19 protein-coding genes are annotated in these 21,708 nt (G+C 71.8%); 7 read left to right on the top strand and 12 right to left on the bottom strand.

Features of this window, described 5'->3' with window-relative positions:
* Window positions 1–12 precede the first annotated feature (12 nt).
* On the bottom strand, window positions 13–396 hold the full coding sequence (locus BJ958_RS00200; protein WP_260806105.1) for a DUF3499 domain-containing protein: 384 nt from the start codon (window positions 394–396) through the stop codon (window positions 13–15).
* A gap of 50 nt (window positions 397–446) precedes the next feature.
* On the opposite strand from BJ958_RS00200, the gene BJ958_RS00195 reads away from it, so the two are divergent.
* Window positions 447–908 (top strand): metallopeptidase family protein, encoded by a 462-nt coding sequence (locus BJ958_RS00195; RefSeq protein WP_343052505.1) that lies wholly within the window; start codon window positions 447–449, stop codon window positions 906–908.
* A 26-nt stretch (window positions 909–934) separates the two neighbouring features.
* On the opposite strand, the gene BJ958_RS00190 is transcribed toward BJ958_RS00195, so the two are convergent.
* The 3 genes from BJ958_RS00190 to BJ958_RS00180 all read right to left on the bottom strand — a co-directional run bounded on the left by BJ958_RS00190 (window position 935) and on the right by BJ958_RS00180 (window position 5,549).
* On the bottom strand, window positions 935–2,353 hold the full coding sequence (locus tag BJ958_RS00190; RefSeq protein ID WP_179724471.1) for a DUF5719 family protein: 1,419 nt from the start codon (window positions 2,351–2,353) through the stop codon (window positions 935–937).
* A complete protein-coding gene (locus BJ958_RS00185) occupies window positions 2,346–5,222 on the bottom strand; it encodes a glycosyltransferase (protein WP_179724468.1) in 2,877 nt (958 codons plus the stop codon). The genes BJ958_RS00190 and BJ958_RS00185 overlap by 8 nt, the downstream gene beginning before the upstream one ends.
* A gap of 72 nt (window positions 5,223–5,294) precedes the next feature.
* On the bottom strand, window positions 5,295–5,549 hold the full coding sequence (locus BJ958_RS00180) for a WhiB family transcriptional regulator (RefSeq protein ID WP_273520110.1): 255 nt from the start codon (window positions 5,547–5,549) through the stop codon (window positions 5,295–5,297).
* Between the two features lie 144 nt (window positions 5,550–5,693).
* Here BJ958_RS00180 and cofD point away from each other — a divergent pair, with 144 nt between their 5' ends.
* From cofD to BJ958_RS00165, 3 genes are all read left to right on the top strand, one after another.
* The gene (gene cofD / locus BJ958_RS00175; RefSeq protein ID WP_425489732.1) at window positions 5,694–6,752 is read left to right on the top strand and encodes a 2-phospho-L-lactate transferase; all 1,059 of its coding nucleotides are present in this window, start codon (window positions 5,694–5,696) and stop codon (window positions 6,750–6,752) included.
* Window positions 6,752–7,708 carry a coenzyme F420-0:L-glutamate ligase gene (locus BJ958_RS00170; RefSeq protein WP_179724459.1) on the top strand — a complete coding sequence of 319 codons (957 nt, stop codon included), beginning with the start codon at window positions 6,752–6,754 and terminating at the stop codon, window positions 7,706–7,708. Before cofD ends, BJ958_RS00170 begins: the two co-directional genes overlap by 1 nt.
* 69 nt (window positions 7,709–7,777) lie before the next feature.
* Entirely contained in the window at window positions 7,778–8,536 is a 759-nt protein-coding gene (locus BJ958_RS00165; protein ID WP_343052504.1) for a DUF3105 domain-containing protein, read from the top strand.
* 411 nt (window positions 8,537–8,947) lie between these two features.
* Here BJ958_RS00165 and BJ958_RS00160 read toward each other — a convergent pair whose 3' ends face one another.
* On the bottom strand, window positions 8,948–10,027 hold the full coding sequence (locus tag BJ958_RS00160; protein WP_179724457.1) for a mannose-1-phosphate guanylyltransferase: 1,080 nt from the start codon (window positions 10,025–10,027) through the stop codon (window positions 8,948–8,950).
* A 50-nt stretch (window positions 10,028–10,077) separates the two neighbouring features.
* Between BJ958_RS00160 and BJ958_RS00155 the strand changes: the two genes are divergently transcribed.
* Complete coding sequence (locus BJ958_RS00155; protein ID WP_179724453.1) at window positions 10,078–10,815, top strand: TIGR03089 family protein; 738 nt, start codon at window positions 10,078–10,080, stop codon at window positions 10,813–10,815.
* Window positions 10,816–10,843: 28 nt separating this feature from the next.
* Here the strand turns inward: BJ958_RS00155 and BJ958_RS00150 are convergent, their stop codons facing one another.
* On the bottom strand, window positions 10,844–12,943 hold the full coding sequence (locus tag BJ958_RS00150) for an N-acetylmuramoyl-L-alanine amidase (protein WP_179724451.1): 2,100 nt from the start codon (window positions 12,941–12,943) through the stop codon (window positions 10,844–10,846).
* Between the two features lie 211 nt (window positions 12,944–13,154).
* Between BJ958_RS00150 and BJ958_RS00145 the strand changes: the two genes are divergently transcribed.
* Window positions 13,155–13,769: a DUF2238 domain-containing protein gene (locus BJ958_RS00145; protein WP_179724448.1), complete on the top strand. Its 615-nt coding sequence runs from the start codon at window positions 13,155–13,157 to the stop codon at window positions 13,767–13,769.
* Window positions 13,770–13,802: 33 nt separating this feature from the next.
* Here BJ958_RS00145 and BJ958_RS00140 read toward each other — a convergent pair whose 3' ends face one another.
* The 4 genes from BJ958_RS00140 to glf are packed head-to-tail and all read right to left on the bottom strand — an operon-like array spanning window position 13,803 to window position 18,698.
* Window positions 13,803–14,570, bottom strand: a complete 768-nt coding sequence (locus tag BJ958_RS00140) for an ABC transporter ATP-binding protein (protein ID WP_179724445.1) — start codon at window positions 14,568–14,570, stop codon at window positions 13,803–13,805.
* Window positions 14,570–15,475, bottom strand: coding sequence for an ABC transporter permease (locus tag BJ958_RS00135; protein WP_179724442.1), 906 nt, complete (start codon window positions 15,473–15,475; stop codon window positions 14,570–14,572). Before BJ958_RS00135 ends, BJ958_RS00140 begins: the two co-directional genes overlap by 1 nt.
* The gene (locus BJ958_RS00130; RefSeq protein WP_179724440.1) at window positions 15,472–17,499 is read right to left on the bottom strand and encodes a glycosyltransferase; all 2,028 of its coding nucleotides are present in this window, start codon (window positions 17,497–17,499) and stop codon (window positions 15,472–15,474) included. The genes BJ958_RS00135 and BJ958_RS00130 overlap by 4 nt, the downstream gene beginning before the upstream one ends.
* On the bottom strand, window positions 17,496–18,698 hold the full coding sequence (gene glf / locus BJ958_RS00125) for a UDP-galactopyranose mutase (RefSeq protein ID WP_343052503.1): 1,203 nt from the start codon (window positions 18,696–18,698) through the stop codon (window positions 17,496–17,498). Before glf ends, BJ958_RS00130 begins: the two co-directional genes overlap by 4 nt.
* Window positions 18,699–18,795: 97 nt before the next feature.
* Between glf and BJ958_RS00120 the strand changes: the two genes are divergently transcribed.
* Entirely contained in the window at window positions 18,796–19,926 is a 1,131-nt protein-coding gene (locus tag BJ958_RS00120) for a phosphatase PAP2 family protein (RefSeq protein ID WP_179724437.1), read from the top strand.
* Here BJ958_RS00120 and BJ958_RS00115 read toward each other — a convergent pair.
* Together BJ958_RS00115 and BJ958_RS00110 are read right to left on the bottom strand one after the other, a co-directional pair.
* Window positions 19,835–20,761: a glycosyltransferase gene (locus tag BJ958_RS00115; protein WP_179724434.1), complete on the bottom strand. Its 927-nt coding sequence runs from the start codon at window positions 20,759–20,761 to the stop codon at window positions 19,835–19,837. The genes BJ958_RS00120 and BJ958_RS00115 overlap by 92 nt on opposite strands.
* Window positions 20,758–21,666, bottom strand: coding sequence for a glycosyltransferase family 2 protein (locus BJ958_RS00110; protein ID WP_343052502.1), 909 nt, complete (start codon window positions 21,664–21,666; stop codon window positions 20,758–20,760). The genes BJ958_RS00115 and BJ958_RS00110 overlap by 4 nt, the downstream gene beginning before the upstream one ends.
* Window positions 21,667–21,708 lie beyond the last annotated feature (42 nt).

The following is a 21,708-nucleotide window of genomic DNA, read 5'->3' as shown; positions in this document are numbered from 1 at the left end:
CGCCCGGTGCACTCAGTCGGTGGTGAGCATCCTCAGGTGCCCCTTGCGGGCCACCTCGCGACCGGGCTCACGCGGCGCCTCGACCGGCTCGCGCCGGACCGGGCGGGCGGCCTCGCGGACCGCGTCGGCGAGCGCGAGCAGGTCGTCGTTGCTGGGGCCGGGCTGCTGGGTGCCGAGGGAGAGCCGGACCACCTCCCAGCCGCGGGGGGCCGACAGCCGCTCGCTGTGGACGTCGCACAGGTCGTAGGCGTGCGGCTCGGCGTACGTCGCCAGCGGGCCGAGGACGGCGGTGGAGTCGGCGTACACGTAGGTCAGCGTGGCGACCGCGCGCCGGCCGCAGGCCGTGCGCGAGCAGGTTCGCAGGCTCTGCGGTCCCGCGTTCGCCGTCACACTCACGGCGCAGACGCTACCGCCCCCACGGTCGAGCGGTGGATAGGCTCGCTGGTGTGACGGAGCGCGATGAGCTGGTCCCCCGCCGACGCCGCGACCGGCGCGGGCGCGGGATGCGCGGTCCGGCGGTGCAGCCGCTGGCCGCGACCGGGCACCGGCCGCCGTTGCCGCGCAGCCGGCGCGAGGTGTTCGACAAGATCATGCTCGACGTCGTCACCGACATCGACGCGCGCTGGTCCGAGCACCTCGGCCTGGTGGAGTACGCCGTCGAGGACGCACCGCAGCTGCCCGACGACTGGGACTCGGGGCGCGTGCCGCTGTCCTCGCTCGTGCGCGGCTCGGGCACGACGCCGACCCGGCTGGTGGTGTTCCGCCGTCCGCTCGAGCACCGCGCGGCCGACCGGGCCGACCTCGAGGCCATCGTGCTGGCGCTCGTGGTCGAGCAGGTCGCCGAGCTGCTCGGCATCGAGCCGCACGACGTGGACCCGCGCTACCCCTCCGACCTCGACGACGACTGAGGCCCGGGGCCAGCGGGAGCGAGGGGTCAGTCGGGCGAGACGACCGGGATCCGGGCGTGGGTCTCGGCCGGCCGCAGACGCAGCGTCGCGAGGCCCGGCTGGGCGCCGCCGGTCGGCATCGAGACGACCCCTGCGATCCGGGTGTTGCGGGGCTCGACCGCCACGAGGACGGCCTCCGGCGGCAGCGCCAGGGACGCGGCCCGGTCGGGAGCGACCTCGACCTGGTCCTCACGCAGGACCGTCCCGTCGGCGTCGTACGACGTGACGTGGACGACGCCGGTGCGCAGGGCGTGGCCGAGCAGGAGGGTCTTCTCGCCCGTCGGCAGCACCGCGGCCGTGGGCTCGCGGACCTCGATCGCAGGCGCGAGCAGGACCAGGTCCTTGCGCGACACCAGCCGCACCGACGCCACGACCGGGTCCTCGGACTCGACGACGAGACCGACCACCCCGGTGCCGTTGTCGCCGGAGAGCAGCGGGCCGAGGTCGACCTCCTGCATCGCGTGCGGCCCGACGGCGACCTCCGGCGCATCGGTGGGGGTGAAGGTCGCCTCGGCGGTCACCAGCCGGACCCGCGCCCGGACCTCGTCGTCGCCCGGGTTGGCCACGAGCAGCGAGGCGCCGCGCGCGCCCGCCGGTAGGCCCAGGATCAGGTTGTCGGTGTCGGGCGCGGCCTGCGTCGGGAGGAAGTCGGTGGTGACGCGGCCGCGGCCGAGCTGGTCCCGCGTGGTGCGGGCGGTCAGGGTCACCCGGCCCCGGGTCACGGTGACGTGGGCGGCGGTCAGCTCGCGACGCGGCGCCGAGGCGGCCAGGTCGATCCGGTGCACGCCGTGCGCCGGGACCTGGATGCCCCGCAGGGCGGGCTCCTCGACCGGACCGTCGGCGTCGGACAGCGCCACGTCGACGACCGCCTCGCCGTCGTCGGGGTTCACCAGCTCGAGGGTGGTGGCGTAGCGGGCGGTGGCACCGAGGCCGACCAGCCACTCGTCGTACGCCGGGGCGCGGCACTCGGGGACGGCCAGCGGGTCGTCGCGGCCGGCGACGACGCCGGGGGCGGCAGCGCCGCGACCGTCGAGGACGACCGGACCCGAGCTGTCCGGTACGACGGCCGAGCCCGCCGTGTCGGCGGTGACCGGAGCCCCCGGGACCGCCTCGGCACCGTCTGCCGGGGCGGTGAGCACCTCGAGCTCGCCGCCGGCGACACCGGGCGCGCGGCCGACCCGCGTCGAGCTCGTCGCGCGGGTGCCGCCCGGGCACACGACGGTGGCGGAGGTGAGCTCGGCGGTGCCCGGCGGCTGCGGCCCGGCGACGGGCGACTGCTCGTCGCCGATCGCCCCGAGCGCGAGGGCGACGACGGTGGGCAGCAGGATCGCCAGGGCCACCAGGACGTCGACCCGCCGACGGCGGACGACTGCCGCGCGGCGGCCTGCGGGCTTGGACTCACTCATCGCGGTTCCTTCGCAGCGGCGGGAGGGCGAGCACGACCAGCACCGGGATCGCGGCGGCCTGGACGAGCAGCAGGATCCAGCGCAGCCAGGCGTGGTGGCTCGGCAGCGGTCCCGGTTCGGGGCTGACCTGCCAGGCGCGGGTGCCCCGCTCGGAGCTGGCCTGGACGAGGCCGGTGGTGGCGTCGAGGCTGGCGGCGACCGACCCGTCGGCGGGTGCCGCCTGGACGATGTAGAGGATGCCGAGGTCGGCGAGACGGGCCACCGCGTCCGGGTCGGGCGAGGTGACCAGCGAGCGGATGGTCGCGGTGACCTTCGTGTCCTCCGGCGTGAGCGCGGCGATCTCGTCCTCGCCGACGGTCGGGCCGTCGCCGCGGTGGACGTCGTACCGCAGGCCGGTGTCCTTGCTGCCGCGCAGCACCAGGACGCCGTTCTGGTCGGCCTGCTCGGCGCGCTGGGCCATGTAGACGGGGACGTCGGAGGCCGGCGGGTCGTCGAGCTCCTCGGCGCCCCAGCCGGCGAACCAGACCAGACCGATGAGCGGGGCGACCAGGCCGACGACGCCGGAGAGCGCCAGCACGGCCTGTGCCGGCTTCGCCTGGTCGCCGAGGTGGTGCAGCGAGAGGCCGCCCAGCACGATCGCGGTGATCCACGCGCCCTGCAGCATCAGCAGGACGGCGCCGAGGCCGGGCTGCTGGCCGGCCGGACCGGCGATGTCGATGGTCGTGACGGCCAGCGGTACGGCGACCACGGCGCTCACCGCAGCGACCAGCCAGCACACGACCACCGGGATCCGGGTCGCGCGCGGCACCAGCGCCAGCGCAGCCAGCACCGGCAGCACGTAGCCGACCGGCACCGGGGCGCCGAGGCCGCCGAGGCGGCCGGCGAGCAGGTCCCAGCCGGAGGTGGCCGCGGTCGGCCAGCGACCGATGTCGAGCACGGTGCCGGCGATCCCGCCCTCCAGCAGGGCCGGCAGCCACCACGGCAGCAGCACCAGCAGCGGCACCGCGAGCGCGAGCAGCGGCGGCCCCCAGACCGACCTGTCGCCGGCCTCGCTGGGCAGCAGTCGCACGGCGCAGCCGAGCAGCACCCCGATCAGGACCGCGACGACCAGCCACGCCGGGGGCGCGACGGCGCTCAGCAGGGCGAGCGCGAGGCCGGTGCGCCAGCCGGCGCGCCAGCGGTGGTCGGCGTCGGGATCGGCGAAGCCCAGCGCGGCGTGCGCCATCCACGGCAGCACGGCCGCCGCGACGACGATCCCCCAGCGACCACCGCCCCAGGCGCCGGCGACCAGCGGCACCAGCGCCCAGGTCACCGAGCCCCACAGCAGCAGCCAGCGCGGTGCGCCGTACGGCGTGACGAGGCGGCCGACCACCCGCAGGAAGCGCCAGGCGCCCCACAGCCCGAGCGGCGCGGCGAACGCCATCAGCAGGGACATCAGCAGCGACGGGCCGAACGGGAGGCCGAGCACTGCGAGCGGCAGGACGTACGGCGGCGCCGGCACGTCGCTGCCGAACCCGATCGGGTGCCGCCCCTCGAGGTGCAGCGCCCACCACTCGCCGACGCTGCCGGGCGCGGGCGACAAGGCCCCGCCGGCGACCCCGCCGACGACGTCGCGCACGCCGATGAGCAGTGCCAGCACGGTGATCGCGGTCGCGACCGCGACCGGGTTCGTCAAGAAGCGGACGACGATGCCGGTGTCGGCGAACTCCTCGTCCTCGTCGCGGTGCCGGGCGGCGGGCGGGGCCGTGGCGGCGTCGCGCTCGGCGGCCGCGATCCGCCTCCGGTCGGCGACGTCGGCCGCCTGGTTGGTCGCTGCGGCGACGAGGTCGGAGGCGAAGTCGAGGCCGTGCCGGTAGGGCAGCCACCACGGGGCCAGCAGGCGTCGTACCCGCGCACGGTCGGTGCCCGCGGCGCCGGCGCCACGTCGTGCCCGGCGGGCCGCCCGGACCTGGCCCGGGTGCCGCAGCACGGAGACCAGGGCGGCGAGCTCGTCCAGCGCCTCGCCGACGGCGCGGACACCGAGCAGGCCGAGCACGCGCAGCAGCGAGCCGAGGGTCAGGCGCAGGACCTGCAGCGGGAGCGTGGCCCCACGGCCGTTGGCGAGCAGCGTGAAGAGCGCGGCGCGGCGCTCCTGGAAGTGGGTGTGCCGCCCGGTCAGCGGCGTACGACGGATGCCGCGGTGGGCGGCCTCGGCGTGGAAGACGACGGCGTCGGGGACGACCAGCGTGGTGCGGCCGGCCGCGGCGGCGCGCCAGCCGAGGTCGATGTCGTTGCCGAAGATCGGCAGTGCACTGTCGAAGCCGCCGAGCTCCTCGAGCACCTCGCGGCGCACGAGCATGCCGGCCGAGTTGACCGCGAGCACCTCGCGGACCTCGTCGTGCTGGCCCTGGTCGTACTCTCCGCGCTCCAGCCCGGTCTCGCGCCGGCCGGTGCCGCTGATCGTGACGCCCAGCTCGAGGAGCCGGCGCAGCGAGGGCCACTCGCGCAGCTTGGGGCCGAGGATGTCGGCGTCGGGGCGCGCAGCGGCCGCGGCCAGCAGGGCGGCGAGGGCGTCGGGTGCGGGGTTCGCGTCGTCGTGGAGGATCCACACCCAGTCCGGGGCGGTGCCGGTCTCGGCCAGGACGAGCAGGCCCTCGGCGACGGCGTCGGGGAACCCGGTGTCGCCGGCCAGGGAGCGCTGCTCGAGGGACAGGCGTCCGGCCAGTGCGGCCCGGACCAGGTCGGCACTGCCGTCCTTGCTGCCGGTGTCGACGGCCACCACGCGCGCGGGGGGCGCAGTCTGCGCGAGCAGGCCGTCGAGGACCGCCGGCAGCCAGGTGCTGCCGTCGTGGCTGACCAGGAGGACAGCCACCTCGGGTTGTTGCGACACGAGGTCAGACCCTACGACCGACGGCCCGAAGGGGGCGAACCGTCAGCAGGGAGCGACCGCGCGTCGTACGTCTCAGACGGCGCGCTTCTTCAGCTTGCGGCGCTCGCGCTCCGACATGCCACCCCAGATGCCGAAGCGCTCGTCGTTGCCCAGCGCCGCCTCGAGGCACTCGATGCGCACCTCGCAGGTCTGGCAGACCTTCTTGGCCTCGCGCGTCGATCCTCCCTTCTCCGGGAAGAACGCCTCGGGGTCGGTCTGCGCGCACAGCGCGCGCTCCTGCCACCCCAGCTCTTCGGAATCTGCTTCGACCAGGAACAGTTCCCTCACGATTACGCCCCTTACGTCTCGACCCGATGCCCCGAACGACATCTCTGGAATTACATACGTGTCATACCCAAACAGTCAAGGTCGAGTCTGCTATGGGGAGCCCCGTGCTCGCAGCCTTTTTCGGGCACGGCACAGTTGTCCCCCGTGGACTCGACACCTGACGCGACAGCCAGTGGACCCATCGGCCGACCTGCGCGGAAGCTGACCGTCCTCTCGGGCGGCATGGGCGGAGCCCGTTTCCTGCAAGGCCTGCTCCACGGCATCGCCGCTGGAACCCTACCGGGTGTCGCCCCGGACGCCCACGTGACGGTGGTCGCCAACAACGCCGACGACTGGTGGATCCACGGCCTCAAGGTCTGCCCCGACCTCGACACCGTGATGTACACCCTCGGCGACGGCATCGACCTCGAGCGCGGCTGGGGCCGGCGGGAGGAGACCTGGAGCGCCAAGGAGGAGCTGGCGGCGTACGGCGTCGAGCCGACCTGGTTCGGTCTCGGCGATCGCGACATCGCCACCCACCTGGTGCGCACCCAGATGCTCGACGCGGGCTACCCGCTCTCGCAGGTCACGCAGGCGCTGTGCAAGCGCTGGCTGGAGCCGACGTACGGCGACCGGCTGCGCCTGTTGCCGATGACCGACGACCGCGTCGAGACCCACGTCGCCGTCGCCGACGCGGACAGCGCCAGCGGCAAGAGGGTCGTGCACTTCCAGGAGTACTGGGTCCGGCTGCGCGCGGAGGTGCCCGCCGAGCAGGTCGTGTTCGTGGGCCTCGACCAGTCCTCCCCCGCGCCGGGCGTGCTCGACGCCATCACCGGCGCCGACCTGGTGGTGCTGCCACCGTCGAACCCGGTCGTGTCGGTCGGGACGATCCTCGGCGTCCCCGGCCTGCGCGACGCCGTGCGCGCGACCGACGCGAAGGTCGTCGGCCTGTCCCCCATCGTCGGCGACAGCCACGTGCGCGGCATGGCCGAGCAGATGCTGACCTCGATCGGCGTCGAGATCAGCGCGGCCGGCGTCGGCCTCAACTACGGCGCCCGTGCGGCCGGCGGGGTGCTCGACGGCTGGCTGGTCGACGAGCGCGATGCCGCGCAGGTGGCGCGGCTGGAGGCGGCCGGGATCCGCTCGGCCGCCGTACCGCTGATGATGACCGACCACGACGCCACGGCCGCCATGGCCGCCGCTGCGATCGACCTGGTGCGCTGATGGCGCTGAGCGTGACCGCGCCCGACGGCGTGCCCGAGATCCGTCCGGGCGACGACCTCGCTGCTGCCCTGCTCGCCGCGCTCGGACCCGAGGACCTCGTCGACGGCGACGTGCTCGTGGTGACCAGCAAGGTGGTCAGCAAGGCCGAGGGCCGGATCGAGGACGGCGACCGCGAGGTGTGGATCGACGCCGAGACCGACCGCCTGGTCGCCCGCCGCGGCCCGACCCGGATCGTGCGCAACCGCCTCGGCCTGACCATGGCCGCTGCCGGCGTCGACGCCTCGAACGTCGCCGCGGGGTCCGTGGTCCTGCTCCCCCTCGACCCCGACGCCTCGGCCCGCGCGCTGCGAGCCGCGGTCGCCGAGCGGCGCGGCGTCAACGTCGGCGTCGTCGTCACCGACACCGCCGGCCGGGCCTGGCGCGAGGGCCAGACCGACATCGCCATCGGCGCCGCCGGCCTGGCCGTGCTCGAGTCGTTCGCCGGCCGGGTCGACGCCCACGGCAACGAGCTCGCCGTCACCGCCCCCGCCGTCGCCGACGAGATCGCCTCCGCCGTCGAGCTCGCCCAGGGCAAGCTCGGCGCCCGCCCCTGCGCCGTGCTGCGAGGTCGCGCGGACCTCGTCCTCGCCCCGGGCGAGGACGGTCCCGGCGCCCGCGCACTGATCCGCGCCGAGGGCGCCGACCTGTTCGGGTACGGCGCCCGCGAGGCCGTCATCCAGGCGGTCGCCGCCCAGCCGGGCGCACGCACGCCGTTCGGCAGTCCCGTCGACGCCGCGGAGTTCGTCGCCGCGCTCGGCCGCGCGGGGATCACCGCCCACGCGACGGCCCCGGACGTCGTGCACACGGACAGGGAGCGACGCGCGGCCGCCGACATCGTCGCGTTCGCCCACGGATGGCACAGCACGCAGACCGGCGATGTCGACACCGACCTGCGGTTTCGACCGGTGACTCCGTAGACTCACCGCGTTCGCCGCACGGGGCGTGCTCCCGCATGCCCTTCACGACCAAGACGAGGTACCCCGCACGTGGCCAAGTCCAGCAAGTCCGAGAAGTCGGAGCGCCGCCAAGTCATCGACGACATCCGGCGCAAGCAGAAGCGCGCCGACAAGCGCCAGGGCATGGCCATCGTCGGCGTCTGCGTCGCGGTCGCACTCATCATCGTCGGCGCGGCGCTCTACCCGAAGGTCCGCGACATGGTCAACGACCAGAAGTGGAAGGGCAAGAGCGTCGCCGAGATCGGCGCTTCTGCCAGCGTGTGCGGCAAGATCACCGAGAAGGAGGCCACGGGCAGCGGCGAGCACGTCCCCGAGGGCCAGCAGGTCGACTACAAGGACGCCCCGCCCGCCTTCGGCGCCCACTGGAACGTGGCCGGCGTCGCTCCCACCCCGATCGGCGACCGCTTCTACACCGAGGACTCCCGCCCCGAGCTCGAGGCGCTCGTGCACAACCTCGAGCACGGCTACACGATCCTGTGGTACGACACCACCGCCAACGACGACTCCTCCGAGATCTCGGCCATGCGCGCCATCGCCAAGATCATGGACGCCAACGACACCAACCAGCGACTGAAGTTCAAGGTCGCCCCGTGGACCAAGGCGGACGAGAAGGAGGTCGGCAAGTTCCCGAAGGGCCAGCACATCGCCTTCACCCACTGGCGCGTCGACCCCGACACCCAGAAGCAGTACGGCTCCTGGCAGTACTGCTCCGAGGTCAGCGGTGCCGCACTGAGCACGTTCATGGACAAGTACCCGTTCACCGACGCCCCGGAGCCCTACGCGTACTGAGTCGTTTGGCGCTCGCTTCGCTCGCGCATGTCGGGCGCCCTTTGGCGCGTGATCTTCCCTCGCTGCGCTCGCTCCCTCGTTCCTCGGTCGCTCGCTCCGCTCAGTCCAGATCACGCGGGGCGCCCGACAGAGAGCACTCAGCCGAATGTCGTGCGGTCGCGCACGACATTCGGCTGATTCTCGTCGCGCCGCCCGCCGTTTCTGGACGGAGGAGCGAGCGAGGAACGAGCGAGCGGGGGAGGAAGAAACGGCGTCACAAGGCGGCGCGACATGCGCGAGCGAAGCGAGCGCCAAACCAACACCGTGAGTCGCTCACGTAGCGCACCACCCACGCGCACCACCCACGCGCACCACCCACGCGCACCACCCACGCGCACCCGCCACGAGCACCCGTCGCCAGCACTCGCCCCGTCACACCAGGTCCGCGCGCCCCTGCTCCTTCAGCGCGGCGACCACGTTCTTGACCTCCTGCGCCCGCGCCCGCGTGGTGACGAGCAGCGCGTCCGGGGTGTCGACGACGACGACGTCGTCCAGCCCGATCACCGCGACGGTGCGGCCCGAGCGCGGGACGACGATCCCGCTCGCACCGATCAACTGGGTCAGGGTCTCGTCGCCGAGGACGCTGCAGGCGTCGTCGTCGCCGAGGAGCGTGGCGAGCGAGTCGAAGTCGCCGATGTCGTCCCAGGCGAAGGTCCCGGGGATGGTGACCACCTTGCCGGCGGCGGCCGCGGGCTCGGCCACGGCGTGGTCGATGGCGATCTTCGGCAGGCTCTCCCACAGCTCACCCAGGCGCTCCGGGGCGGCGGCGATGGTGCGCAGGGTGGCCGCGAAGCCGGGGTCCTGCTCGGCCAGCAGGTCGAGCAGCACCGTCGGGCGTACGACGAACATGCCGGCGTTCCACCGGTACTGACCGGTCGCGAGGTACTCCTCGGCCACCGGGACCGACGGCTTCTCCACGAACTCGACGACCCGGCGCGCGGACGGGTGACCGGGCAGCGGCTCGCCCTGACGGACGTACCCGAACGCGGACGAGGCGAAGGTCGGCTCGATGCCGATGGTGACCAGCCAGCCCTCGCGGGCGGCGGCGACGGCCTCGGCCACGGAGGCGCCGAAGCGCTCCGGGTCGGGGATCACGTGGTCGGCCGCGAAGGAGCCCATCACCTCGGCGCCACGGGCCTCGAGCAGGGCGGCCGCCAGTCCGATGGCGGCCATCGAGTCCCGGGCCGACGGCTCGGCCACGACGGCGTCCTCGGGCAGCGTCGGGAGCTGACCGCGGACGGCCGCACGGTGCGCGGCGCCGGTGACGACGAGGATCCGGTCACCCGCGAGCGGGGTGAGCCGGTCGTGGGTCTGCTCGAGCAGGGTGCGACCGGCGCCGGTGAGGTCGTGGAGGAACTTGGGAGCGTGCGAGCGCGACAGCGGCCACAGCCGCGTCCCGGCACCGCCGGCGGGGACCACGGCCCAGAAGCCGGGGATCTCGTCGAGGACCATGGCCGCACCCTATGGCCCACCGGTCAACCGCCGAACCCTAGGCTCGGGACGTGACGACCCCGACCACGTTTCCCGCTGTCCTGGCCGCCCGCCTCCGCACCGACCCGGGCCAGCCGCTGGTGACCTTCTACGACCAGGCGACCGGCGAGCGGGTCGAGCTGTCGGTCACCACGTGGGCGAACTGGGTGGCGAAGGCGAGCTCGCTGCTCGTCGACGAGCTGGGCCTGGAGCGTGGCGACCGGATCGCGGTCGACCTGCCGCCGCACTGGCTCGGAACCGTCTTCCTCGGCGCGGCCTGGAACTGCGGCCTGGTCGTCACGACGAGCGCGGACGCCGCCCCCACCGATCTCGCCGCCGTCGTGTGCGGACCCGACACCCTGTCCGCGTGGGCTGAGCGGACCGGCGAGCTCGCGGTCCTGGCCTGTGCCCTGCTGCCGCTCGGCGTCCGGTTCGCGGAGCCGGTCCCGGCCGGCGTGACCGACGTCGGCATCGACATCTGGTCCCAGCCCGACGCCTTCACGGCATGGGACCCGCCACAGGCCGACGACCTGGCCCTCGAGGTGGGGGACCGGACGCTGAGCCAGGCCGGGCTGTGGAGCGAGGCGGCCGTCACCGGTCTGGTCGGCAACGGCCGCCTGCTCGCGGTCGCCGACCCCGTCGCGGAGCCGGCGATCCTCTGTGAGCCGCTCCTTGCAGGCGGCTCACTCGTCCTGGTCGTCCGGGCCGAGCCGGAGCGGCTCGAGGCGACGTACGTCGCCGAGCACGCCACGGCCCGCTTCCCCGCCTGAACGACCAGGACGGATCGGTTCGCGGGGTCTAGCCCGCGAGGTCGAACTTCTTGCGCTTCTTCAAGAAGATGGGCGAGCCGAACTTCTTGGCCTTGGTCTTCTCCAGGGCGTAGACCGCTCCGGTCGCCTTGCTGCGCACGACGACGACCTTGCCACCGCTGGCCATCGGGCCCAGGCCGATCACCCAGTCGTAGCCGGGGACGCCCGACTTCATGGCCTTCGCGGCCGCCCACCCACCGGGCAGGATGCCGGTGTAGAGCGAGAGCGCCGTCCCGTCGCTGACGAGGGCGTCGGGCGACCCGTCCTTGTTCCAGCGTCCGACCGGGACGAGTCGCTTGCCCGGGACCGGGCCCGCTGCGGGCACGGCCGCCTGGAAGCCGTTGACACCGTTGCCCGGGTAGACCTGCATCTGGCCGCCCTTCGGCTGGCCCATCAGGTCCGGCAGCTTGTCGCCGGTCATGTCCCCGACGGCAGCGAGCATCTTCACGCCGCCGAAGCTGCCCGGCAGCACCTGTGCGGGCTGGAACGTCCCGCCACCGGCGCCACGGAAGAGCACCGGCGCCTTGTCGCTCTTGCGGATCACGATCAGGTCGTTGAGCCCGTCGCCGTCCCAGTCGCCGACGCGGAGCACCTGCTTGGCCCACGGCACGTAGACGTTGGTCTTCACCGTCGCCGCGATCGCCCACCGGCCACCGACCCGGTCGAGGTCGTGGAGGAACAGGCGGCCCGTCGAGGCCTTGCGGACGACCACGTCCGGGTTGGCCGAGCCGATGTAGTTGCCGTTGAGCTGGCCGAGGAGCGCGCCCTGCTGGATCTGGGCGGCGAGCGCCCGGATGGCCGGGATCTGCGCGTACAGGTACTTGCCGGGGCAGGCCGTCTTGCCGGCGTCACGGTGTCCGTTGATCGCGGCGAACCTGCTCTTGCCGACCTGCTGGCTCATCGAGGCGGCGTCGACGCCGGACAGGGAGAGCTTCCACGCGAACAGGGCGCCGTACGCGTTGATCATCTCGGGGGTCGGCTGCGCGGTCTCGTAATTACCGATCGCGGACATCGCGAAGGAGTAGTCGTTGTAGCCGAGGGTGTGGGCGCCGACGACCGGCTTGTCGATGCCACCGGCACGGCCTTCCCAGATCCGGCCGAACCGGTCGACGAGGAAGTTGTAGCCGATGTCGCTCCAACCCCGGGTCTTGACGTGGTACTTCCAGATGCCGCGCAGGATCGCCGGGACGTCCTCGGGCCGGTAGTCGTTGGCGTTCACCGTGTGGTGGACGAAGCCCGCGCTGATCGTGCCGTACTTCGGCTTGTAGCTGGGGTCCTCGGGCGCGCCCCACTGGGCCCGCGAGTAGATCTGCGGCTGCGGCGCACCGGTCGTGGCGGCCTGCATCGCGATCGCGCCGTCCGTCCCGGGTCGCGCGTTCGCCTGGCCCGAGGTGGTCGCGGCACCGGCACCCGAGGAGAGCGCCGGGCCCTCCTTCGCGGTGGCGGACGGCGTACCGGGGTCGATGACGGCGACCTGCAGGTCGGCCGGCGCGACGTCGGCGGTCTCGACCCGGACCTGCACCTGGTCGACGTCGCCGACCAGGACCGGCTCGGTGCCGGGGCGCGTGTGCTGGCCCTCCTCGCTGTCGGGGTCGGGGCCGTGCTCGTCGTGGTAGTCGGCGGCGGTCCAGCCGCTCCAGGTGTCACCGGTACGGGTGCGGACGTCGACCGTGATCCCGTCCTCGGGGACGGCGGCGCCGTGGGCCCAGGTGACGCCGACGGTGCCGTAGCCCTCGACCGGCAGCGCGTCGCTCGTGACCTTGTCACCGCCGTCGGCCAGCTCCTTGACGCTGCCGTGCAGCGTGACCCGGCCGCTGACGGCGCTCGGCGACGGGGTGAGCGAGTACGACGTCACGGTCGGGTCGACCGTGGCGGTCGGGACCGTCAGCGGGGTGGTCGCGGCCTGCAGGCTGACCGTGCCGGGCAGGGTCGTGGCGCCCGGCTCGGCGGGGCGGACCTCCATGGTCACGGTGCGTGCTGCGGGCGTGAGGACGGCGACGACGACAGCCAGGGCCAGCGCCTGCTGGCACAGCGTCACGAACCGGCTCCGCCGGGTGTGCTCGGGGATCTCCGTGGGGTACGGCGACATGGTTCTGCTCCAGACGTGTGTGCGGGGAAGGTGTCACACGAGTAGCAACTTTCACATGCGTCACACGAGTCTGGGAAGGGAAAGTGAGTAACTACAATCGTGTAATTTCCACTCGACACGCCGATCGCCTGCAAATTTGTAGATCGGCCCGGGACGGCGGTATCTGAGCCGGGCCCGCGCCCTGCACGCCGCCCTGTGCGACGCTGCGCGCATGCTCGCCACCGCTCCGCCACGCTGCCCGGGGTGGGTCCCCGGTCTGGTCCTCGCTGCAACCGTCGCCCAGCTCGGCATGGCTGCGTTAGCCCCCGGGATCGACCGCTTCGACGGCAAGGCCTTCGGCGCCCGCCTGGTCGCCTATCCCCTGCTCATGCTGGTCGTGCCGACCTGGTGGTGGCTACGCGCGCGGCGTGCTCCGGCGCCGGCCGCACCGCCGTGGGGCGCGTTCACCCTCGTCATGCTGCCGTTCCTGGTGGACGTGACCGGCAACAGCCTCGACCTCTACGACGCCGTGGCGTGGTGGGACGACGTCAACCACTTCGCCAACTGGGCACTCCTGTGCGGTGGGCTCGGACTGCTGCTGGCGCCGCGCCTGTCCCCCGCCTGGGTCCTGGTCGTCGCCGTCACCGGCCTGGGAGCGGTGCTCGCCATCGGCTGGGAGGTCGGCGAGTGGGTGAGCTTCATCCGCAACGGCACCGAGCTCGACACGGCGTACGAGGACACGCTCGGCGACGAGGTCCTCGGCACCCTCGGCGGGCTGGCGGCGGCGCTCGTCCTCGCCGTCACCCGGGCACGACGAGGCCCGCTCCCCACCGGGCATGGCGAGTGAGGAGGCGCGAGCGAGCCGCTCGCGCCATCCGCCTCAGATGTCGTTGGCGAGCGAGTCGTCGTCGAGGTCGTCGTCCTCGTCGTAGCGCAGGTAGTGGACCGCCTCGACCGGGTCGCCGTCGAAGCCGAGGCGTCCCTTCTCCAGGACCAGGACGCGGTTGCACATCTTGATGACCGACTCCGGGGAGTGGCTGACGTAGAAGAGGGTGCGGTCGCCGCTGTTGCGGATCTCGCGCATCTTCTTCATGCACTTGACCCGGAACGGCTTGTCACCGACGGCCAGCACCTCGTCGGCCAGGAAGATGTCGGAGTCGACGTGGATCGCGATGGCGAAGCCCAGTCGTGCCTTCTGGCCGGAGGAGTAGTGGCCGACCGGTCCGTCGAGGGTGGCGCCGAGGTCGGCGAAGTCGACGATCGAGTCGAACTTCCGCTTGATCTCCTGCTCGCTCATGCCCAGGATCGCGGCGTTGAGGTACAGGTTCTCGCGCCCGGTGAGCTGGTTGTGGAAGCCGGCGCCGGTGGCGATCAGGCCCGCGATCCGCCCGCGGGTGAGGATCGAGCCCTCGTCGGGCCGCATCACGCCGTTGATCATCTTGAGCAGCGTGCTCTTGCCGGAGCCGTTGAGCCCCATGATCCCGACCGACTCGCCGATGTCGACGCTGAAGGACACGTCGTCGACGGCGCGGAAGGTCTCGCCTGTCTTGCGGCCCTTGGCCTTCGCGACCGTGACCTCCTTGAAGGTGCGGTGGTAGCGCAGGGTGAAGTACTTGGTGGCGTTCTCCACCACGATCGACTTGGCCATCAGAGGCGCTCCGGGATCTTGTTCTCGAGACGGCTGAAGACGAACTGGGCAGCGGCGAGCACGCCGACCGACGCGACGAGGATGATGAAACCGTGCACGATGAGGTGGTCGGGCATCGCTCGGACCGCCTCGTGCCCCGGCGGCACGGTGCCGACCCAGAACGCCCGCTGGAACAGCAGGACGGCGTCGGCCAGCGGGTTGTAGAGGTAGTACTGGGCGAAGCGGCCGAACCGGTCGTCGACCATCGAGTACGAGTACATCATCGGCACGCCCCAGCGGACGAAGTTGTTGAAGACGCTGACGATGTTGCCGAAGTCGCTGAAGAAGACGTTGGCGGCGCTGAAGAAGAGCGCACCGGCGAGGCCGAGCAGGCCGCAGATCAGCAGGCCGAGGACCAGCGCGATCAGGTCGACCGGCTCCGGCATCCAGCCCGACATCAGCGACGCGATGGTGAGGATCACGAGCTGGGGCAGGACGTGGTAGAGCGACACCATCATCGTGGCGACGGGGAACATCTCCCGTGGCATCGCCATCTTCACCACGAGGGCGCGGTTGCGCACGATGGACCGCGTCCCCGCCCCGAAGGTCTCGGTGAAGAAGTGCACCACCGTGAGCCCGGCGAAGAGGTGGATGGCGAAGTTCGGGATGTTCGCGTGCAGGTTGAAGATGTACCCGACGACGAAGAAGTAGATGAAGAACTGCGTCAGCGGGTTGATGTACGACCACAGCAGGCCCAGGAACGAGCCCTGGTAGCGCGCGCTGATCTCGCGGGTCACCAGCAGCCGGAGCAGGTAGCGGCGCCGGAAGACCCCGAGCAGGCCGTTCTCCGCTGACGGCGGTCGCAGCGGCGGGAGGCCGGGCTCGTCGTCGTCGATGGCCCGGGCGCCGGGTGCGTCGGTGGTCATCGGCCCTCCCCCTCGGTCACGTCGCTCCCCTCGATCCACGGAGCGAAGGTCTTCTCCCAGGTGTCGGGCGAGGTGATGTCGCCGAGCGCCGAGCGGTACTGCGCGGCGATCTCGTCCCAGTCGCGCCGGAACCGGTTGTGGAGCTGGACGGTACGACGGACCAGCGCCTTGTAGCGCTCGCGGTCGCGCTGGTAGAGCGCCGCGGAGGTGCCGTCGTTCATCGAGACGATCGCGGAGTCGAAGCCCGCGATCCGGTACCACTTCGCGTCCATCGCACGGATCTCGACCTCCGGGAACTCGCGGGACAGGTCACGCGGCTTCTTCAGCTGCCGGATCGGCGCCAGGCCCGCGGTGATCGCCTTGGACAGGCGGCCGGGGACGTCGCTGAGGTCCTTGCCCTTGCGCGGGGGCTTCTCGCGCCGCACGGGCGGGAAGTCGTCGGGGTCGGCGTGCAGCTGCGCGTCGGAGAACTGCTTGCGGAAGGCGTTGACCTCACCGAGGCGGGTGCCGAGCATGCCGTGCAGGCCCTGCGGTCCGGCGAGGACGTCCTCGAGCGCCTGGATGCGCAGCTCCACCGTGGAGTACTGCATGGAGACGAGGTGGGCCAGGTCGAAGGCGAAGCTCTCCTGGAGCAGCCGGCCACCACGCGGGTAGCCGGAGTGCAGCAGCGCCGCGACGAACCGGTTGCGCTGGTGGAAGTAGGCCTGCCAGTCGAGGGCGTCGTTCTTGTCGGTCCACGGGACGTGCCAGACCGCGGCCCCCGGGAAGGTGACGGTGGGCACGCCGGCCGCCTTGGCGCGCAGGCCGTACTCGGAGTCGTCCCACTTGATGAACAGTGGCAGCGACAGGCCGATGTCCTCGAGCACCTGGCGCGGGATCATGCACATGAACCAGCCGTTGAAGTCGACGTCCTGGCGCTTGTGCAGCCACCGCGCGGAGCGCAGGTTGCGGGCGCCGAAGTCCCAGTCCTGGAAGCCGTCCTTGGGCGACATCCACCAGAACCGGTAGGGCTGGACGATCTCGCCGAAGCTGTGCAGCCGGCTCTTGGCGTAGAGGCTGAACATGTGGCCACCGACGATGGTCGGACGCTTGGCCAGGTCGCCGAAGGTGACCGCGCGGATGATGCCCTCGGGCTCGCAGACGACGTCGTCGTCCATCATCATCGCGTACGTCGCGGTGCCCTTACGCACCGACTCGAGCTGACCGCGGGCGTAGCCGCCCGAGCCGCCGAGGTTGCCCTGCTGGAGCACCTTGAGCCGGCCGTCGAGGCCGGCCTCGGCGCCGGGGAAGAACTCGCTGTCGCGGACCAGCTGGGTGCCCTGCTCCATCACGAAGACGGTGTCGAGGTAGGGCAGCAGCTCGGGGGTGCCGAGCTGGGCGAGCAGCTTGGCGCAGAAGTCCGGGCGGTTCATCGTGGTGATCGCCAGGTCGACGGTGCCGTGCTCGGCCCGGTCGGCAGGGACGGCGGCGGTCCACTCGGCCGACTCGACGGTGACGTCGCCGTGACCGGCCACGACGTCGTACCAGTACCAGCCGCCGTCGATGAACGGGCCGAGCGGCAGCTGGAAGGTGAGCGTGGTCGGGCCCTCGGCCTCGGTGACGCCGCTGTCGACCTTCTGCTGGCGTCCGTTGGCCATCGACTTGTTGACGATGACGGTCGCGCCCGAGCCGCGGACCGTGACGGTCAGCGTGACGGCGTCGACGACGCTCCACCGGCGCCAGTAGCTGGCCGGGAACGCGTTGAAGTAGGTGCCGAACGACACCTTCTCCCCCGACGGCACCAGGACGGCGGTGCGGGAGAGCACCTGGTCGGGCCGGACCGTGCGTCCGGTCGCGGTCTTCTGCCGGATCGAGGCGTTGTTCAGCTCCTTGGCCGCACGCGACCCGCCGACGACGTACTTGTCCTCGTCGAGGTTCGGCTCCTCGCAGTCGAGGTAGAGCGGCAGGACGTCCGGGTCGGTGTCCAGCGGCAGGATCTGGCGCTGCAGCAGGCGCTGCACCGTCCCCGTGTCAGCGGTGCTCATGCGTCCACCCCACCACTCTTGAGCTCGGCACCGTCGGCGAAGTGCGGCTTGAGCTTGTTGTCGTACATGGAGAGCGCCGAGGCGATCGCCATGTGCATGTCGAGGTACTTGTAGGTGCCGAGGCGGCCGCCGAAGAGCACCATCGGCTCCTTCTCGGCGAGGTCGCGGTACTTGAGCAGCTTGGCCCGGTCCTCGGCCGTGTTGATCGGGTAGTAGGGCTCGTCGCCCTCCTCGGCGAACCGGCTGTACTCGCGCACGACGACCGTGCGGCCCGGCTTGTACGACGCCGCCCGCTCCGGGTGCAGGTGCTTGAACTCGAGCTCGCGGGTGAACGGGACGTCCGCGTCGTTGGCGTTGACGACGCCGGTGCCCTGGTAGTCGTCGACGTCGAGCGTCTCCTGGACCAGGTCGACGGTGCGCCACGACAGGCGACCCTCGCGGTTGTCGAAGTACTCGTCGACCGGGCCGGTGTAGACGATCGGGACCTTGCCCTTGTAGTCGTCGGCGACGTCGAAGAAGTCGGTGTCGACCCGCACCTCGATGTTCGGGTGCTCGGCCATCCGGGACAGCCAGGCGGTGTAGCCGTCGACCGGGAGGCCCTCGTAGGTGTCGTTGAAGTACCGGTTGTCGAAGTTGTAGCGCACCGGGAGCCGGGTGATGATGTCCGCGCTCAGCTCGGTGGGGTCGGTCTGCCACTGCTTGGCGGTGTAGCCCTTGATGAACGCCTCGTAGAGCGGGCGCCCGATCAGGCTGATCGCCTTCTCCTCGAGGTTCTTCGCGTCCTTGGTGTCGATCTCGCTGGCCTGCTCCGCGATGAGCGCCCGGGCCTCGTCCGGCGTGTGGCTCTTGCCGAAGAAGCTGTTGATCAGCGCGAGGTTCATCGGCAGGGAGTAGACCTGCCCCTGGTAGCGACCGAACACCCGGTGCTGGTAGCTGGTGAACTCGGTGAACCGGTTGACGTACTCCCACACGCGCTCGTTGCTGGTGTGGAACAGGTGGGTGCCGTACTTGTGCACCTCGATGCCCGTCTCGGGGTCGAACTCGCTGTAGGCGTTGCCCCCGAGGTGGTAGCGGCGCTCGAGGACCAGGACCTTGAGCCCGAGGTCGGCAGCGCACCGCTCCGCGATGGTCAGGCCGAAGAATCCGGAGCCGACGACGACCAGGTCAGGGAGGTCGGGGTTCGACGAGGTGAGAGACACGATCGGTGAGTTTACGGACCCACTGCGCCGATCCCCATTCGGACGCGCGGCCATGCCCTGTTCACCCACTGGGGGAGGTGACGAATATCCTGTTCTGGTGTATACCCACCAGTCGACCGGACGCGGCGCGCCATCCTTTGCCCTTGCCTGGCTCGCCGGCCTCGGTCTGGCCGTAGCCACGGTGGCGTTCTCCAGGTTCGAGGACATCCCGATCAAGGACCCCGACAGCCTCATCCCGGGCTACATCCGGTTCCCCGCGATCGTCCTCGGTGCCATCGCCCTCGACGTGGTGCCCCACACCTTCATGGCCGCCGGGCGTCCGGGCGGCGGCTGGCTGAGCCGGATCCGCACCGCCTTCCGCACCGTGATGCGGGAGCGCTGGCCGCTGTCGCACTGGAAGTTCGCGCTCAACGGCGTGATCGCGTGGTACCTGTGCTACGCCGCCTTCCGCAACGTGAAGAGCATGGCGCCGTTCGTCCACGAGAAGATCTACGACGACCCGCTGGCCGAGATCGACAAGTTCCTCTTCGCCGGCCACGACCCGGCCGCCGTGCTGCACGCATGGTTCGGCACCGGCATCGCCGCCCACTTCTTCTCGTCGGTCTACATCGTGTGGATCGCGCTGGTCCCGGTGTCGATCGCGATCGCCCTGGTCTGGACCCGGCAGACGCGCGCGGGTGAGTGGTACGTCACGGCCGTCGCGGTCGACTGGGCGCTCGGGGCGCTGCTCTACGTGCTGGTCCCGACGGTCGGACCGATCTACTCCGACAGCAGCACCTTCGCGGACCTGCCCGACACCTACGTCAGCAAGCTCGCCGACTCGATGTGGACCGACCGGGTCGACACCCTCGCCACCCACGGCGAGTCGGGCCTGCAGACGATCGCAGCGTTCGCGTCCCTGCACGTCGGCATCATGATGACGATCTGCCTCATCGTGCAGGCGGTCAAGCTGGCCCGCTGGGTCCGGATCGGCGCGTGGACCTTCTTCGGCCTGACCGTGCTCGCCACTGTCTACCTCGGCTGGCACTTCTTCGTCGACGTGATCGCCGGCGCCGCGCTCGGAGCGTTCGCGGTGTGGATCGCCGGCATCGCGACCGGCAACCGGGTCGGCCTGCGTGTGCGCCTGGTGCCGGAGGTCAGCGAGTCGGGAGAGCCCGCATCCGCCAGCCATCCCGAAGCGCTCGCGTCACGTTCGCTGCCTCTGCCCGACCGCCCCGCAGCGGACTGAGCAGCACCACGACCAGTGCGATCAGCGCGGGCTTGAGCCGCACGAGCAGGTTCTCGCCGTACCGGAAGTGCACGACGAACAGGTTGCGGTACATGTAGTACCCCTTCCAGCCGGCGAGGTCGTGCTGCTGGTCGAAGTCGAGCTGGCGCACGAGGACGGCGTCGCGCACCGCCCGGATCGCGAAGCCCGCGCGACGGGCCCGGATCGCGAAGTCGACGTCGTCGTAGAAGATGAAGAAGGACGCGTCCGGCAGGCCGATCCGGTCGATCACCTCCCGGCGGACCAGGAAGCCCTCGAAGGCGACGTTCTCGACCTCGACGCTGGCCGGCATCGCCGCACGACTGGCGTACGTCGAGTCGATGCTCGCCGTCTTCGGCCGGATCGCGAGCGGGTTGCGCAGGTCGAAGCGCAGCGCCGCCTTCTCGACGAGCCTGCCGGTCAGGTCCTCGCGGACCGCGATCAGGCAGGAGCCGTCGGCCTCGAGCAGCCTGGTCAGGCAGTCCGGAGCCGGGACGACGTCGTCGTCCATCAGCCACATCACGTCGAAGCCCCGGTCGTAGGCGGTCTGCAGGCCCAGCCGGAAGCCGCCGGCTCCCCCGAGGTTGTCGGTCGTGTGGATCGGCACCAGACCGGCGAGGGCGCTGCGCTCGAGCACCTCGCGGGTGTGGTCGGTGCTGGCGTTGTTGACCACGAACACCGCGTCCGGCGCACGGTCGAGCGCACCGAGACCGGCCAGCATCCGCTCGAGCAGGTCGGCCCGGTTGAACGTCACGACGACGACGGCCACCCGTGCCTCGGTGGTCGAGGCGCGAGCGGAGCGAGCCTCGGAGCTCACGTCAGGTACCTCCGGTGGCCGGTGAAGTCGCCGCGCAGGCCGGCGGCCGCGGCGCGGGCGCTCAGCGGGATCCGCGCCGGCTGCGGCTTCGTGAACAGGTAGAACCACACGGTCTTCAGCCAGAACAGCAGCACGTGCAGCCAGCCGCGGTAGGTGCGCAGGTTCAGCGTGTTGTTGCGCGCCATGCAGTAGTGCTTGAGGTCGCTCGCGGTGTGGTTGTACGTCGTGCGCCCGAACATCATCGGCGTGCCGAGGTCGTCGGTGGCCGGGTGCAGGAAGTGGGCATCCACGACGGTGGCGACCCGGGCGCCGGCCCGCTGCGCGCGCCACAGGTACTCGACGTCGTCGCCCCAGATGAAGAACTCCTCGCGGGGCAGGCCGATCCGCTCGACCAGCTCGCGGGTGACGAGCACGCCGTTGAACGGGATCACGACGTCGTCGATCAGGCCCTCGCGCGCCGCCGCCTCGACGGCGGCCATGTCGTGCACGACCCGCGTGCCGCCCGGGAGCCGGATCGGGAAGCACAGCCGCGACGGGTCCTGCTCGGCCAGCACAGCCGGGCCGCAGAACTCCAGGCCGTCGCGCTGCTGCCGCTCCAGCAGGAGGTCGAGGCAGTCGAGGGCCGGCAGCCCGTCGTCGTCCATCAGCCACACCAGGTCGGCGCCCTCGCGCACCGCCCAGCCGAGCCCGTGGTGGAAGCCGCCGGCACCACCGGTGTTGGCCGCCAGGGTCTCGTGGCGCAGCCGCTCGTCGTCCAGCCCGGCCAGCCACTCCCCCGTGCCGTCCGTCGAGGCGTTGTCGACGACGAGGATGCGCTCCAGGCCGGCGATCTCCTGCAGCCGCGCGACGAGTCGCTGCAGCATCGCCAACCTGTTGAAGGTCACCACGACGGCCTGGACTCGCACGGCCTAGACCCTAGCGGGGCGGCCGCCGAAAACCCGTGTCGC

Origin of the sequence: Nocardioides kongjuensis (assembly GCF_013409625.1) — a bacterium.
GTDB lineage: Bacteria > Actinomycetota > Actinomycetes > Propionibacteriales > Nocardioidaceae > Nocardioides > Nocardioides kongjuensis.
This window is presented reverse-complemented; position numbering and strand designations above follow the sequence as displayed.